Raw genomic sequence first — 14,767 nt, 5'->3', positions numbered from 1 at the left:
CGGGCGGCGGCAGGATGTACAACAAGAACAAGGAGCAACCTGCGTGAATAACGAAGCCCGCTCAGGGTCGATCGACCCTGGCCAACGTCCGCGCTACCGCCAGGTGGCCATCGGGTATCCCCGGGTGCAGGTCAGCCACGTCGACGACGTGCTGCGCATGCACCCTGTCGAGCCACTGGCGCCGCTGCCGGCGCGCCTGCTCGAGCGCCTGGTGCACTGGGCCCAGGTGCGCCCGGACACCACTTTCATCGCGGCACGCCAGGCAGACGGTGCCTGGCGTTCGATCAGCTACGTGCAGATGCTCGCCGATGTGCGCACAATCGCCGCCAACTTGCTAGGGCTGGGCCTCAGTGCCGAGCGCCCGCTGGCGCTGCTTTCCGGCAACGACATCGAACACCTGCAAATCGCCCTCGGCGCGATGTATGCCGGTATTGCCTATTGCCCGGTGTCGCCGGCCTACGCGCTGTTGTCGCAAGACTTCGCCAAGTTGCGCCATGTCTGCGAGGTACTCACCCCCGGAGTGGTCTTCGTCAGCGACAGCCAGCCGTTCCAGCGCGCCTTCGAGGCGGTGCTGAACGACTCGGTCGGCGTGATCAGCGTGCGTGGCCAGGTCGCAGGTCGCCCCCATATAAGCTTCGACAGCCTGTTGCAACCGGGTGACCTGGCGGCGGCCGATGCGGCTTTCGCCGCCACCGGGCCGGACACCATCGCCAAATTCCTCTTCACCTCGGGCTCGACCAAGCTGCCCAAGGCGGTGATCACCACCCAGCGCATGCTGTGCGCCAATCAGCAGATGCTTCTGCAGACTTTTCCGACGTTCGCCGAGGAGCCGCCGGTGCTGGTGGACTGGCTGCCGTGGAACCACACGTTCGGCGGTAGCCACAACCTCGGCATCGTGCTGTACAACGGTGGCAGCTTCTACCTCGACGCCGGCAAGCCAACCCCACAAGGCTTCGCCGAGACCCTGCGCAATCTGCGCGAGATTTCCCCCACGGCCTACCTCACCGTACCCAAGGGCTGGGAGGAGCTGGTCAAGGCACTGGAGCAGGACCCCGCGCTGCGCGAGGTGTTCTTTGCCCGCATCAAGCTGTTCTTCTTTGCCGCCGCAGGCCTGTCGCAAAGCGTCTGGGACCGGTTGGACCGCATTGCCGAGCAACACTGCGGCGAACGCATCCGCATGATGGCCGGCCTTGGCATGACCGAAGCTTCGCCATCGTGCACCTTCACCACCGGGCCTTTGTCGATGGCCGGCTATGTCGGGCTGCCGGCACCTGGCTGCGAAGTGAAGCTGGTGCCGTTGGGTGACAAGCTCGAGGCGCGCTTCCGTGGCCCGCATATCATGCCAGGCTACTGGCGCTCGCCGCAGCAGACCGCCGAGGCGTTCGACGAGGAGGGGTTCTACTGTTCGGGTGACGCGTTGAAGCTGGCCGATGCCAGGCAGCCCGAGCTTGGCCTGATGTTCGATGGCCGTATCGCTGAGGACTTCAAACTTTCGTCCGGGGTATTCGTCAGTGTCGGGCCGCTGCGCAACCGCGCAGTGCTGGAGGGCTCGCCTTACGTACAGGACATCGTGGTCACCGCGCCGGACCGCGAATGCCTGGGCCTGCTGGTGTTCCCACGCCTGCCCGAGTGCCGGCGGCTGGCCGGGCTGGCAGAGGATGCCAGCGATGCCCAAGTGCTGGCCAACGACACGGTGCGCAGTTGGTTCGCTGGCTGGCTGGAGCGATTGAACCGCGATGCCCAGGGCAACGCCAGCCGTATCGAATGGCTGTCGCTGCTGGCCGAGCCGCCGTCGATCGACGCTGGTGAAATCACCGACAAGGGCTCGATCAATCAGCGCGCCGTGCTGCAGCGGCGCGCCGCTCAGGTCGAGGCGCTGTACCGTGGCGAAGACCCCGACGCATTGCACGCCAAGGTGCGGCCTTGAGTGCGGCCGGGCTGTGCACCGTCTTCGAGGACACGGCCATCGTCCAGATGGTGCGTACGCCCTGGATCGACCTGGGTGGCGCATTGGCTGCGATCTCGCCCATCGACCTGGGCATTCAGGCCGGCCGTGCGGTGCTGGCACGTGCAGCTGCCACCCCTCAGGCGGTAGACAGCGTGCTCGCTGGCAGCATGGCCCAGGCCAGCTTCGATGCCTATATGCTGCCACGCCATGTCGGCCTCTACTGTGGCGTGCCGCAGGCGGTACCGGCACTGGCGGTGCAGCGTATCTGCGGCACGGGCCTTGAACTGTTGCGTCAGGCCGGTGAGCAGCTGCGCAGTGGCGCCCGCCAGGTGCTGTGCGTGGGTGCGGAGTCGATGTCGCGCAATCCGATCGCGGCCTATGAACACCGGGGCGGTTTTCGCCTGGGTGCGCCGGTCGGGTTCAAGGACTTTCTCTGGGAAGCCCTGTACGACCCGGCTGCCGGTGTGGACATGATCGGTACTGCGGAAAACCTGGCCCGTGCCTATGGCCTGGCGCGTGAAACGGTGGACGCATGGGCCCTGCGCAGCCATCAGCGGGCCCTGCAAGCCCAGGCGCAGGGCTGGTTCGACGAGGAAATCGTCAGCGTCACCGCGCAGGCATTAGAGGCAGAAGGCTGCCAGCCACGCGGCATCGCATTGCCGCGTGGCGTGAGTGAGGTCAGCCAGGACAGCCACCCACGGCCTACCGATGCGGCCGCACTGTCTAGGCTGCGCCCGGTGCACGCCGGTGGCGTGCAGACGGCTGGCAACAGTTGTGCGGTGGTCGATGGTGCGGCGGCAGCCTTGGTCACGCGCTACTCCGATTGCACTCATCCGCCTTTGGCGCGCTTGCTGATGGCCACGGCCGTTGGCGTGCCGCCGGGCCTCATGGGCATCGGGCCGGCGCCGGCCATTACCTTGCTGCTCGAGCGCAGCGGCCTGCGCCTGGAGCAGATCGACCGCCTGGAAATCAACGAGGCCCAGGCCGCCCAAGTGCTGGCGGTGGCCCAGGCGCTCGAACTCGATGTGGACAAGCTCAATGTCCATGGCGGCGCTATCGCCCTCGGTCACCCATTGGCCGCTACAGGTCTGCGCCTGGTCCACACCGTGGCCCGTCAATTGCGCGACGGCAACTTGCGCTATGGCATCGCAGCGGCGTGCATCGGCGGTGGCCAAGGCATGGCGCTGCTGATCGAAAACCCCCATTTCATTGCCTGACCCGGAGGTATCCGATGACCTGGAAGGCGCCCCTGCGCGACATGCAGTTCGTCTTGCAACACTGGCTGCGGGCCGATCAGGCCTGGGTGCAATTACCGGCGTACGCCGACGTCGACCTCGACCTGGCGGCCCAGGTATTGGAAGAGGCGGCCCGTTTCTGCGAGCAGGTGCTGGCCCCTTTGAACAGTTCGGGCGATCGCCAGGGCTGCCAGATGGCGGGCGGGGAGGTACGCACCCCGGACGGATTTCCGGCGGCTTATCGCGCCTATGTCGACGGTGGCTGGCCGTCCCTGGCATGCGCCCCGGCGCTTGGCGGCCAAGGGCTGCCGCTAGTGCTGGAGGCGGCCTTGCAAGAGATGCTGTTCGGCAGCAACCATGGCTGGGCCATGTACACCGGTATTGCCCACGGCGCCTACCTGTGCCTGAAAACCCATGCATCCGGCGCGCTGCAGGCGCGCTATCTGCCGGGCATCGTCAGCGGTGGCACCTTGCCTACCATGTGCCTGACCGAACCCCAGGCCGGCAGCGATCTCAGCCTGTTGCGCTGCCGCGCCGTGCCCTTGGGCGACGGTAGCTACGCGGTCAGTGGCAACAAGCTGTTCATCTCTGGCGGCGAACACGACCTGACCCGCGACATACTCCACCTGGTGTTGGCCCGGTTGCCGGATGCGCCGTCCGGCAGCCGCGGGCTTTCGCTGTTGCTGGTGCCCAAATGGCTGGAGGATGGCCAGCGCAATTCGCTGTACTGCGACGGCCTGGAACACAAGCTGGGCATCCGTGGCAGCGCCACCTGCGCACTACGCCTGGAGGGCGCCCGCGGCTGGCTGGTGGGTCAGCCCCATGGTGGCCTGGCGGCGATGTTCGTGATGATGAATTCCGCGCGGCTGCATGTTGGCTTGCAAGGGTTGGGGCATGCCGAGGCAGCCTGGCAACAGGCCCGCGACTATGCCCTGGAGCGGCGTCAGATGACTGCCCCGGGGCGGGCCAAGGGAGGCGCCCAAGGCGCCGACCCGATCCACCTGCACCCGGCCATGCGGCGGGTCCTGCTGGAGTTGCGGGTGCGTACCGAGGGGATGCGCGCGCTGGCCTACTGGACGGCCCAGTGGCTGGATATCGCCGAAGCCGCCGTCGAGCCTGCACAACGGGCGAAGGCCGCGACATTGGCGGCGCTGCTGACGCCCATCATCAAGGCGGCCTTCACCGAGCAGGGGTTCAGCCTGGCAAGCCAGGCCCTGCAGGTGTTCGGTGGCTATGGCTACACCCAGGAGTTTGCCATCGAGCAGACCTTGCGCGACAGCCGCATCGCGATGATCTACGAAGGCACCAACGAGATACAGGCCAATGACCTGATGCTGCGCAAGGTATTGGGCGATGGGGGGGACGGTTTCGCCCTGCTGTTGTGTGAGTTGCGTACCGAGGCCGCTGCGGACGCTGGCGCAGCTGCCACCGCGTTGGGCAGTGCGTGCGATACGCTGGAGGCAGCGCTGGCCAAGGTGCTGTCGATGACCGCGGGCGATCCCGAATTTCCGTTCCGCGCCGCAGGCGACTTCCTGCAGTTGTGCGCAACGGCGCTGCAGGCCTTCGCCTGGGCCCGCAGCGCCCGTTGCATCCAGGTGTTGCCAGAGGGGTCGGCGCAGCGCCGGGAAAAGCAGGAAAGCGTTGGGTTCTTTCTCAGCTACCTGCTGCCCGACCTCGACCGGCAGGTGGCGGCCATCGACGCGGCCGCCACGCCGTTGCCATTCATTGCCGAATCGTTCTGAAACCCACGTGCGAGGTCGTCATGAACACCGGCTGCGGCTGGCGTGCCGAGGGGCGGTAGCGCATGCAGCGGTCCGCCGAACACAGGTGCGAGCCGCCTTTGATCACCGCCACCGGCACGCCGGGGTCTGCCGGGTCGAAGCTGTCACTCAGGGCCGGGCCTGAGGGGTCGAGCCAGGCGTCGCGCTGTGCGTCATGGCCTGGCCGATAGCCCGTGCGAGTCAGCTCCCAGACATTGCCGCCGGCATCGAACAGGCCAAAGCCATTGGCCGGGAAGCAACCCACGGGCGATGTACCGGTAAAGCCATCCTTTGCCGCATTGCGATAGGGGAACTGGCCCTGCCAGGTATTGGCCATGAGCTTGCCCTTGGGCTGCTCGGTGCTACCCCAGCTGAAGTCGGCATCGGTCAGGCCACCGCGCATGGCGTACTCCAGCTGCGCCTCGCTGGGCAGTTCGCGGCCTGCCCAGCGGGCATAGGCCTGGGCATCTTCCAGGGCGACCTGCACCACCGGATGATTGTCCAGCCCGACCAGGCTGCTGCCCGGCCCTTGCGGGTGTCGCCAGTTGGCGCCGGGCACGAACTGCCAGCCGGGGCTGAGCACGTCCGCACCCTGATGAAACACCATCGCACCCGGAACCCGCAGCGCGTCGGGCAGGGTAGGGTCGTCCTCGATTCGGGTACCGCGCTCGGCATGGGTGACATACCCGGTGGCCTTGACGAAGCGCGCGAACTGGGCGTTGGTGACCGGATGCACGTCAATCCAGAAGCCGGACACCTTGGCAGGGTGAGGCGGGCCTTCTTCGTCGTAAAAGCGGCTTGAACCAAAGCTGAACTCGCCGCCAGGCACGTGCACCATGCCGTCCCGCCAAGGGCCTTGGCGCTGCGCGGGCAGGCCGCTGTAGCCCGTGCACAGCAGCGCCGGCGCCGGGGCTTGCGGCCACACGGCATAGGCGGCGGCGAGCAGGCCGGCGGCGAGTGCTGCGCAGCCGGCTGCCCGGGCGATCATTGCTGCTTGACCAGGATCGGGCTGGCCGGACGGCCGTCGGCATCGATCGCGATGTTGCCGCGCTGGGCATAAGCCTTCCAGTCGCGCAGCATCAGCGCCACCTGCTCGGGGTGCCCTGCGCCGATGTCGTGGTGCTCGCCAGGGTCCTTGTGCAGGTCATACAAGTGCCAGCTCGGCTTGCTGTCGGTGGCATCCCACACCAGCTTCAGTGGGCCCTTGCGCAACGAGGCGCTGCCGTTGATTTCCCAGCCCAGGGCTTCGTCATGGGCGTGGATCTGGCTGTCCTTGCCTTGCAGGTAGTTCAGCGCCGATGTGCCTTGCGGCGGCACGATATCGCGGTTGCGGTAGTTGACGCCGGGCATCGGCGCACCGGCCAGTTGCAGCAGGGTCGGCATGATGTCGCGGACGCTGGCCAGCTCTTCGCTGCGGCCGGCCTTGATGGTGGCCGGGTAGTAGACAAAGGCCGGTACGCGGATGCCCCCCTGGTAGGTGGTCATCTTGTAGCGACGGCTGGGCAGGGCACTGACCTGGGCCCAGGCCGAGCCGATCATCAGGAACGAATCGCGGCGGCCATAGTTGTCCAGACGGTTATCGAAGTTTGCCTTGATCCACTCGGGATCGACACGGGTGGCGTTCTCCGGACCGTTGTCGGACATGAACAGGATCATCGTGTTTTCCAGCTCGCCGGTCTTGCGCAGGTGTTCCACCAGGCGCCCCACCTCGGTGTCCAGCGCTGTGACCATGGCGGCGTATACCTCCATGGTGCGTGCGGACTGGCGTTTTTGTTCATCGCTCAGCGATGCCCAGCTCGGCACGCCTTCCAATTGTGCTTGCAGGGGGAAGTCGGCGGGCACCAGGCCGGCTTCACGCTGGCGCTTCAGGCGTTCGTGGGCGATGACTTCGTAGCCTTGGTCGTAACGGCCTCGGTACTGCGCCAGGTACGCATCCGGCGCCTGCAGCGGCCAGTGCGGCGCGGTATAGGCGGCAAAGGCGAAGAACGGTTTGTTGCTGGCCTTGCCTTGGTCGATCGCGTCGATCAGGCGGTCGGTGTACCAGGTGGTGGAATAGAAGTCGTCGGGCAGCGCGATCGGCTCGCCATTGTGGCGATAGGTGGCGCTGTAGTTCGACTGCAGGTCCATATTGGCCTGCTTGAAGTGCGCCGCGCCGCCTTCGAGCAGCACATAGGCCTGGTCGAAGCCGCGGTTGTGTGGCTGCTGGGCCGGTTGCATGCCCAGGTGCCACTTGCCGGCGATGTAGGTGCGGTAGCCGGCGTCATGCAGCAGTTCGGCGAGGGTCGCGACATTGGCACCGAGCACGCCTTCGTAGCCGGCGCGAACCTCTGCACCGGCCGGCAGGCGCTTGCGCGTCTCCGACATCATGCCCAGCCCGACCAGGTGCGGGTCGTTGCCGGACATCAGCATCGCGCGGGTCGGCGAGCAACTGGGCGCCGCGTGGAAGTCGAGCATCAGGCGGCCGTCAGCCAGCAGTTTGTCCAGGTTGGGCGTCTGGATTTCGCTGCCTAGGGCCGACAAATCGGAAAAGCCGAGGTCATCAGCGACCACCAACAAAATGTTTGGTTGTTTAACGGTTGGTGCGGCCATGGCGTGGCTGGCACCGAGCATGAGCACGCCGAGGGCGGCAAGGGGGCGGAGGCAATTCATGGGGGGACTCTTGTTTTTGTAATGGGCTCAAAGTAGCGCATGGCCTATGAATAGACCGTGCGCCCTGGATTCTAGCGACGGATGAATGAATGCCGCAGCCGTGCGCTGCAGAAGTGTGCGATTAGCGAACGCTTGATGTTGATCATTCCTCGTACACGTGTAGAACGCTATTGACGGCGCATATGGTTAACAAAAATAATCGTTAACAGAGTTATCCAGTTTGTAAGAACAATTATAAAAACAAGTGAAGGGAAATTCTGATGATCAAGCCGTTGAACGGGGTCTGCCTGCCCCTCATAGTGCTTTCGCTGTGCCAGTCCGCCCACGCGGCCAGCCCGCTCGAAGAGAGCCGGCCGGGGAGGCCAGGGGCCCCTCGCTGGATCGAGGACTACCGCTTTCTCGACGACCCCGCCAAGGCCACGGCCCCCTTCGATGGCCTGCGCTACCATCGGCTGTCAGAGTCGGCCTGGCTGCAACTCGGGGCTGAGGCCCGCTACCGAGCCGATGCTTCGGACAAACCCTTCTTTGGCCTGCGCGGGCTGAACGACGATTCCTATCTGCTGCAACGGCTGCAGGCCCATGCCGACTTGCACCTGTTCGACGATGCCGTGCGAACCTTCGTCCAGGTCGAGAATACCCGCGCCTTCGGCAAGGACTTGTACTCGCCCAATGATGAAAGCCGCAATGAAGTACGACAGGCCTTCGTCGATTTCAACTACGACTTCGCCGCAGGGCGCTATACCACGCGCTTAGGTCGCCAGGAGATGGGCTTTGGCGACCAGATGCTGGTCACCTACCGCGACTCGCCGAACATCCGCCTGAGCTTCGACGGCGTGCGCGCCAGCCTCAACCTCAAGGACGGACGCAAGCTGGATGCATTCGCTGTGCGCCCGCTGAAAATCGGTGAAGACAGTTGGGACGACGGCAGCAACAACAACATCAAATTTTACGGGCTCTACGGCACCTTGCCGCTGTCGGCGTCCTGGAACATGGACCTGTTGGCCTTTGGCCTGGAAACCGACGACCGTAGCCTGGCCGGCGAGTCGGGTGACGAGCAGCGCTACACCTTCGGCACGCGGCTGTTCGGCCGCCATCAGGCACTGGACTGGAGCTGGAACCTCGTTGGGCAGACCGGCCACCTGGGTAACGCGTCGATCCGCGCCTGGGCGCTGTCGAGCGACAGCGGCTTCACCTTCACCCATCCCTGGCAACCGCGCCTGGGCATGCGCATCGATGCCGCGAGCGGCGACAGTGACCTGGGCGACGGAAAAGTCGGCACTTTCGACCCGCTTTACCCACGCAATGGTGTCTATGGCGAAGCCAGCCTCACCACCCTGAGCAACATCATCGTGGTGGGGCCGACCTTCGGCTTCTCGCCCTGGCGCACGCTGCGCATCGAGCCGGGCATCTTCGAAGTGTGGAAACAGCGTGAGGAAGACGGCGTGTACATGCCCGGCATGAGCATGCTGGCCAACACCCGTGGCACGGGGCGCCATGTCGGCACCATCTACCGCGCCAGCACGCGCTGGCTTGCCACTCCCAACCTGACCCTGGACCTTGACCTGAAGTATTACGACGTTGGCTCGGCGATCAAGGATGCCGGCGGCGAAAATTCGTCGTTCGTCACCGTACGTGCCACGTTCCGCCTTTGACCACCCGACCGACAACAACAACAGAGGGCCACACATGCATCATTCATCTGCATCATCGGGCAAGGCCGTGCTCACCATCGGCTTGTGTTTTCTCGTTGCCTTGCTGGAAGGGCTGGACCTGCAGGCCACCGGCATCGCCGCGCCGCACATGGCCAAGGCATTCAACCTGACCCCTGCCATGCTTGGTTGGGTATTCAGTGCCGGGTTGCTGGGGTTGCTGCCCGGCGCGCTGATCGGCGGTTGGCTGGCAGACCGCTTGGGCCGCAAAGCGATCCTGATCGTGGCGGTGCTGTTGTTTGGCGGCTTCTCGCTAGGGACCGCCCATGCCCAAAGCTACGATTCGCTGTTGATCGCGCGGCTGATGACAGGGCTCGGGCTGGGGGCGGCGTTGCCAATCCTGATCGCCCTGGCCAGCGAGGCGGCGCCCGAGCGTCTGCGCAGCACAGCGGTCAGCCTGACTTACTGTGGTGTGCCGCTAGGCGGGGCGGTTGCGTCGCTGATCGGCATGGCCGGCGTGGGCGACGGCTGGCGTACGGTGTTCTACGTCGGCGGCATCGCACCGATCGTGATCGCCTTTGTGTTGATGATCTGGCTGAAAGAGTCCCAGGCATTCCGTACCCAAGGCGTTGCCAAGGCGGGCAGTGAGGGTGTGCTTGCCCAATTGTTCGGGCCGCAGCAGGCAAGCCGCACGCTGTTGCTGTGGGTGGCATGTTTCTTCACCTTGACGGTGTTGTACATGTTGCTCAACTGGCTGCCGTCGCTGTTGATCGGCCAAGGCTTCAGCCGGCCGCAGGCGGGCGCCGTGCAGATCCTGTTCAACCTGGGTGGGGCGGCGGGTTCGTTCCTGACCGGCCGGATGATGGACCGCGGTTTTGCCGGGCGGGCGGTATTGATCGCCTACGCCGGCATGCTGGCGTCGTTGGCAGGGCTGGGGCTGTCGAGCAGTTTCGGTCTGATGTTGCTGGCCGGGTTCACTGCGGGGTATTGCGCCATTGGTGGCCAGTTGGTGCTGTACGCGCTGGCGCCGACGCTGTATACGACCCAGGTGCGCGCGACGGGCTTGGGCGCCTCGGTGGCGGTGGGGCGCCTGGGTTCCATGGCCGGCCCTCTGGCGGCCGGGCAGATCCTTGCAGCAGGCGCAGGTGCGGGGGGGCTGCTGATGGCCGCGGCTCCGGGGCTGGTGCTCGCGGCGTTGGCGGCACGTGCGCTGCTGAAACACCGAGCCCGCACGCAAAGCCCGGAGGCGGGTGAGACTGCGGCCCAGGACCCTGCATAGCAACTCCCTGGATGGGCTAGTGCTGCTTGCGCAATGCCTCCTGCTCCGGTTCGGCGACCGTGACCCGGTTACGGCCCGATACCTTGGAAAGGTACATGGCGCTGTCTGCGCTGCTGAGCAAGGCGCTGAGCTCGGTGGCAGGGGCCTTCGCGAACGCTAAACCTATGCTTGCGGTGACCGGGTGTTGCTCATTTACACGCAGTTTGGCTATCAGGGCCCGCAGGCGCTCGGCAACCTCAATCGCCGTGTCTGGCGGCGTATTGGGCAGCAGGATGGCGAACTCCTCGCCGCCCAGCCTGCCGGCAATGTCGTTGTCACGCAGGCTGGCACTGATCGCTGCACCGATGCGCTGCAGCACCTGGTCGCCTGCGGCATGCCCGAACGTGTCGTTGATCTGTTTGAAATAGTCGACGTCCAGCATCAACACGGCCATGAATGCACCTGCGTCCTTGCACCGGGCGTGCTGCGTCGACGCGTTGTCGAAAAAAGCACGTCGGTTGTTCAGGCCAGTCAGTTCGTCCGTGCACGAGGCCACCATGGCCAGCCGATGCGCGCGTTGCATTTCGTGTTTCAGGCGCCAGGCCGTCGTCAATGCCGAGGACAGGCTTTGCGTCGCGCTGACCACGAACCAGGCGAACACCAGCACCGCCAAGGCTATCCCTTGTTGCAGTGTGGAAGGTTGCAACAGTAGCCAGCCCGTAGAAGGCAGCAGGACCAGGCCCATCGACACCAGGGTCATGTTGCGGTAGGAGGAGTAGCACGACACCGCGCTGACAGACATGCCCACGGCAAACAGCATGATCAGCGTCTGCCCCAGCGCGTCGTCGGCGGGCATTACGGCAAAGGCGCCCCAGCCCCAGATGGCCGCCGACAGCATCAGCGTGACCCAGTAACGCCACTCCCAGCGTTCGGCTGTGCGCTGGTTGGCCGGTGCTCGCAGATAGGCGAAGAACATGGCGGCACGCACGCCGGTCGACAGGCCCAACAACGTCATCCAGACGATGACCCTTTGCTGGTCGAAACGCTCCCAGCCCAACCAGCACAGCATTACGGCGGCCAGGAAGCTGCCAAGCACCGCAGGCGCTGACTGGACGAACAGTTGCTCGAGCCGATCCGTCCGTACGGAGTGCGCTATTTCATCGCGGGGATCAAGGTTTGTCATGGCTGGTGACGCCACTCGTGACCGGTAGCGGATACCTGCACTTTGATGGCGCCTTGGAAAAGCCTCCTGGCGTTCACATGTGATGCCCTTCGCCATGTTTGATTGCTGGATTCAGAAAGCGTTGCGGTAGGTAGTGGCAGTGCAGAACTGGCTATCACCACGGCTACGGCACCTGCGACGTTTTCCGCATTTCATGTCGTTGCGCGGATCCGTTCCTTGGCCGAAGGCCAGGTTTCCCTCGCAAGTTCCGTATCACGAACATAGCCTGTTTTCCGGCAATTCGAAAGCCAATCGATCGCGACGGCCAACAAGTGGTCGAGCAAGCCAAGGCAGCTTAGGGCGTTGCCCGAACCACTGGCGCCGACCAACGTGCAGGCTTTCAGAAATCGAACGTCACGCCGGCATACAGTGCACGACCGTCACCCGGGGAGTGCAGGGAAGCATCCGCACCGTCCGGGTCGTACCACACGTACTCGTAGTAGCGGTTGGTGAGGTTCTTCAACTGCAGGTCGACACTCACCGTTTCGTTGACCTTGTAGGTCGCGCCAAGGTTCGTGAGCACGTAACCGCCATACCGGCCCTGGGTATTCTCGCGTTCCAGGTAGTAGTTGGTCTGGCCATTCATCCAGGCCGTCAATTGCAGGGCAGGGGTGGCCTGGTAGCTGATGCCGGTGTTCCACAGGTGATGTGGCACGTGATCGATTTCCTGGCCTTTGCTGCCTGGTAACGCGCTGCTGGGCTCAAGGATCTTGGAGTATTGCCAGGAGTAGGACATCCACACCTCGGTGCGTTCGTCCGGGTGCAGGTTGACCTGCAGGTCATAGCCCCAGCGGCGTGTTTCGCCGACGTTGTCCGACTCGCCGCTCGGGTCGTTCAGGCGACGGCTCACTTCGCCAGAGGCGTCCTGACGCCAATAGGCCACGCGGCCATCGACCCAGCTGACCGGGGTGAACTTGACGCCGGTTTCCCAGCCTTCGTTGATCGACGGGGCCAGGTCCTCGTTGCGCGGCGGCACCTTGTAGGCTGCGGCGCCCGTCCCGACCTGGAAGGTGCGGCCCCAGTTGGCGTAAACGCTGGCGAACTTCCACGGCGAATAGACAATGCTGAGCTTGGGCTGCTTGATCAACCCGTAGTCGTTGATGTCGTAGTCCTGCCCGGTCATCTTGTTGGTGAAGTCGCCACTGATCTTGTCCACCCGATAGGCCGGAACGATCTTCAGCGATTCGAACGGCTCGATCTCCGCCTGTACATAGGCACCGACCGTGTTGAAGTCGAAGTCCTGGTCGCGTGTCTGCGCCTGGCGTACACGCTCCACGGTGCGGTAGCGCTCGCTACGGTTCTGTTGCTTCTGCACATCGCTGCCACCCTCCAGCGCGAAGGCGTGCAGCCAGTCCACCTGTGGCCGCCAGGTCAGCGAGGTGATGGCGCCGTACTGATCTTCGTAGGTGTCGCGTTCCTGCTGTGAACTGGTGCGCCAGTACTGCGTCCAGCGACGGTCGTCATAGGTGTTGAGGTAGGTCTTGGCCGACCAGGACAGGGTCTCGGCCAGGTCGGTGTCGAAGTGCACGCTGACCTGGTTCATTCGCCGCGTGCCTTTGTCCGTGGCGTTGTAGTCATTGCTCATGCGCGGGTGGTGGCGGGCGTCATCCTCGGTCAGGTAGCCGGCCTCCTGGGCTTCGGACTCGTAGTGGCGGGCGATCAGGCCAAGGCGGTAGCTGCCATCGTCAGGGGTATAGAACCACTTGCCGCCGAAACTGTAGCGTTCGGTGTCGGCATGGTCGCGGTAACCGTCGACCTGCTGGCGGGCGAAGAAGTAGTTCTGCGTCCAGTTGCTGGTCTCGATGCCCTTGGCCAGTTGCACCTCGCGGGTGTTGAAGCTGCCGTAGCGCAGGCGCGCCTTGTTGTAGTTGCCGCCGGTGCGCGTGTTGATGTTGACGTTGCCGGCGATGTTGTTCAGGCCATAGCGCGGGTCGCTGGTGCCGCGCACCACTTCGATGCTGTCGATGTCCATGGGGAACACCGAGTCGATGAAGGGCATGTTGCCGTCGTTGGTGTTGCTGGGGATGCCATCGATCAGCAACTTGACCGCGTTCACTTCGCCTTCGCCATTGAAGCCGCGGAACGAAAGCTTGCCGGAGGTGGTGCCTTGGTTGAACTCGGTGAGCATCACCCCCGGTGCCCGGCGGAACAGCTCCCAGCTGTAGGCAACCGGCATCTCCTCGAGGATGTCACCGCCCAGAATATCCACCGAACTGAGCACGCTGGTCGTCGCCAAGGGGCCGCTATTGGTGCCGGTCACATTGACCGCGCCGAGGGTGAGTACCGAGTTTTCGGCAGGCAGTGTTTCAGCGATGGCAAGTGACAGCGGGTTGAGGCCGAACAAGGCGAGCACGGGCAGTACGGCGCGTGCGGTACAACGGAACGCAGGCATGTGTGGTTTCCTGGCAAAAACGGTCGGGCAAGGTCAGGCGTCGTGCAGCGCACGCCATGACCACAAGACAGCAGCGACGGTTCAGGCCAGGGGTGAGGCGCGGGGATTCAGCCGAGGCCACTGTTCTCGTGGCAGCGGCAAGGCATGACGGTCTCCCAGTAGAAGGTCGGCCGGCCAGTAGCGGGGGAACAGATGGCGGTAGTAATCACCGCCTGCCAAGGCATGGCCGGCATGGCCACAACAGCAGTCACCACTCTGGTGCTTGGGTTCAGGGGAATGGTCGAGTTGCGGCAGGTCTGCCTTGAGCTGGTCCAACAGTGACTTGGGCAGGCTCTGGGCACCGTGCAGGCTGCAGAAACTGCCGAGAATCAACGACTGGCTGTCGAGGCGAGGTGATTGCAAGGCACGGTCGAGCGGCATCGCCAGCAGGTTGAACAGCAGGGCGAAGCAGGCGAACAGACAAAGATGTGCGCGAGCACGTGAAAGCATGAGTCACCCGAACGAACGTGGCGCGCATTAAGCCGCATCCGTTGCGGGCTGTACAAGTTCCGTGGTGCGCCATTTTGTCGCGGGCGTACCACGCTGAGGGCTCAACGACTGCGCATGCAGGCGGCCATCATGAACGTTCGGCTCAGGTTTTTTATTGGAATGCAG

Annotated in this window: 10 protein-coding genes; 5 read left to right on the top strand and 5 right to left on the bottom strand. The window is 64.5% G+C overall.

Features of this window, described 5'->3' with window-relative positions:
• Positions 1 to 43 precede the first annotated feature (43 nt).
• The 3 genes from ACF8GF_RS10920 to ACF8GF_RS10910 are packed head-to-tail and all read left to right on the top strand — an operon-like array spanning position 44 to position 4,925.
• Positions 44 to 1,927: a feruloyl-CoA synthase gene (locus ACF8GF_RS10920; protein ID WP_392488616.1), complete on the top strand. Its 1,884-nt coding sequence runs from the start codon at positions 44 to 46 to the stop codon at positions 1,925 to 1,927.
• Complete coding sequence (locus ACF8GF_RS10915) at positions 1,924 to 3,165, top strand: thiolase family protein (RefSeq protein WP_392488615.1); 1,242 nt, start codon at positions 1,924 to 1,926, stop codon at positions 3,163 to 3,165. The genes ACF8GF_RS10920 and ACF8GF_RS10915 overlap by 4 nt, the downstream gene beginning before the upstream one ends.
• A gap of 14 nt (positions 3,166 to 3,179) precedes the next feature.
• Positions 3,180 to 4,925: an acyl-CoA dehydrogenase family protein gene (locus ACF8GF_RS10910; RefSeq protein ID WP_392488614.1), complete on the top strand. Its 1,746-nt coding sequence runs from the start codon at positions 3,180 to 3,182 to the stop codon at positions 4,923 to 4,925.
• Here the strand turns inward: ACF8GF_RS10910 and ACF8GF_RS10905 are convergent.
• Both ACF8GF_RS10905 and ACF8GF_RS10900 read right to left on the bottom strand, forming a co-directional pair.
• Positions 4,906 to 5,931 carry a formylglycine-generating enzyme family protein gene (locus ACF8GF_RS10905; protein ID WP_392488613.1) on the bottom strand — a complete coding sequence of 342 codons (1,026 nt, stop codon included), beginning with the start codon at positions 5,929 to 5,931 and terminating at the stop codon, positions 4,906 to 4,908. The genes ACF8GF_RS10910 and ACF8GF_RS10905 overlap by 20 nt on opposite strands.
• Positions 5,928 to 7,592, bottom strand: coding sequence for an arylsulfatase (locus ACF8GF_RS10900; RefSeq protein WP_392460679.1), 1,665 nt, complete (start codon positions 7,590 to 7,592; stop codon positions 5,928 to 5,930). The genes ACF8GF_RS10905 and ACF8GF_RS10900 overlap by 4 nt, the downstream gene beginning before the upstream one ends.
• Positions 7,593 to 7,852: 260 nt before the next feature.
• Here ACF8GF_RS10900 and ACF8GF_RS10895 point away from each other — a divergent pair, with 260 nt between their 5' ends.
• Together ACF8GF_RS10895 and mhpT are read left to right on the top strand one after the other, a co-directional pair.
• A complete protein-coding gene (locus tag ACF8GF_RS10895) occupies positions 7,853 to 9,244 on the top strand; it encodes an alginate export family protein (RefSeq protein ID WP_392488612.1) in 1,392 nt (463 codons plus the stop codon).
• Positions 9,245 to 9,278: 34 nt separating this feature from the next.
• Positions 9,279 to 10,520, top strand: coding sequence for a 3-(3-hydroxy-phenyl)propionate transporter MhpT (gene mhpT, locus ACF8GF_RS10890; protein WP_176684175.1), 1,242 nt, complete (start codon positions 9,279 to 9,281; stop codon positions 10,518 to 10,520).
• 16 nt (positions 10,521 to 10,536) lie between these two features.
• Here the strand turns inward: mhpT and ACF8GF_RS10885 are convergent, their stop codons facing one another.
• The 3 genes from ACF8GF_RS10885 to ACF8GF_RS10875 all read right to left on the bottom strand — a co-directional run bounded on the left by ACF8GF_RS10885 (position 10,537) and on the right by ACF8GF_RS10875 (position 14,602).
• Positions 10,537 to 11,595 (bottom strand): diguanylate cyclase, encoded by a 1,059-nt coding sequence (locus tag ACF8GF_RS10885; protein WP_392488622.1) that lies wholly within the window; start codon positions 11,593 to 11,595, stop codon positions 10,537 to 10,539.
• 466 nt (positions 11,596 to 12,061) lie between these two features.
• Entirely contained in the window at positions 12,062 to 14,113 is a 2,052-nt protein-coding gene (locus ACF8GF_RS10880) for a TonB-dependent receptor (protein ID WP_392488611.1), read from the bottom strand.
• Between the two features lie 81 nt (positions 14,114 to 14,194).
• The gene (locus tag ACF8GF_RS10875) at positions 14,195 to 14,602 is read right to left on the bottom strand and encodes a DUF2946 family protein (protein ID WP_392488610.1); all 408 of its coding nucleotides are present in this window, start codon (positions 14,600 to 14,602) and stop codon (positions 14,195 to 14,197) included.
• Between the last annotated feature and the right edge of the window lie 165 nt (positions 14,603 to 14,767).

The sequence above is a fragment of the Pseudomonas sp. yb_5 genome, from assembly GCF_043103865.1.
In the GTDB taxonomy this organism is placed as follows: Bacteria; Pseudomonadota; Gammaproteobacteria; order Pseudomonadales; family Pseudomonadaceae; genus Aquipseudomonas; species Aquipseudomonas putida_Y.
This window is presented reverse-complemented; position numbering and strand designations above follow the sequence as displayed.

What these genes read in the sequence shown, in the direction of transcription:
- ACF8GF_RS10910 (WP_392488614.1), top strand. Translation starts at nt 3,180, where the DNA reads ATGACCTGGAAGGCGCCCCTGCGCGACATGCAGTTCGTCTTGCAACAC.
- ACF8GF_RS10905 (WP_392488613.1), bottom strand. Translation starts at nt 5,931, where the DNA reads ATGATCGCCCGGGCAGCCGGCTGCGCAGCACTCGCCGCCGGCCTGCTC.
- ACF8GF_RS10900 (WP_392460679.1), bottom strand. Translation starts at nt 7,592, where the DNA reads ATGAATTGCCTCCGCCCCCTTGCCGCCCTCGGCGTGCTCATGCTCGGT.
- ACF8GF_RS10895 (WP_392488612.1), top strand. Translation starts at nt 7,853, where the DNA reads ATGATCAAGCCGTTGAACGGGGTCTGCCTGCCCCTCATAGTGCTTTCG.
- mhpT (WP_176684175.1), top strand. Translation starts at nt 9,279, where the DNA reads ATGCATCATTCATCTGCATCATCGGGCAAGGCCGTGCTCACCATCGGC.
- ACF8GF_RS10880 (WP_392488611.1), bottom strand. Translation starts at nt 14,113, where the DNA reads ATGCCTGCGTTCCGTTGTACCGCACGCGCCGTACTGCCCGTGCTCGCC.
- ACF8GF_RS10875 (WP_392488610.1), bottom strand. Translation starts at nt 14,602, where the DNA reads ATGCTTTCACGTGCTCGCGCACATCTTTGTCTGTTCGCCTGCTTCGCC.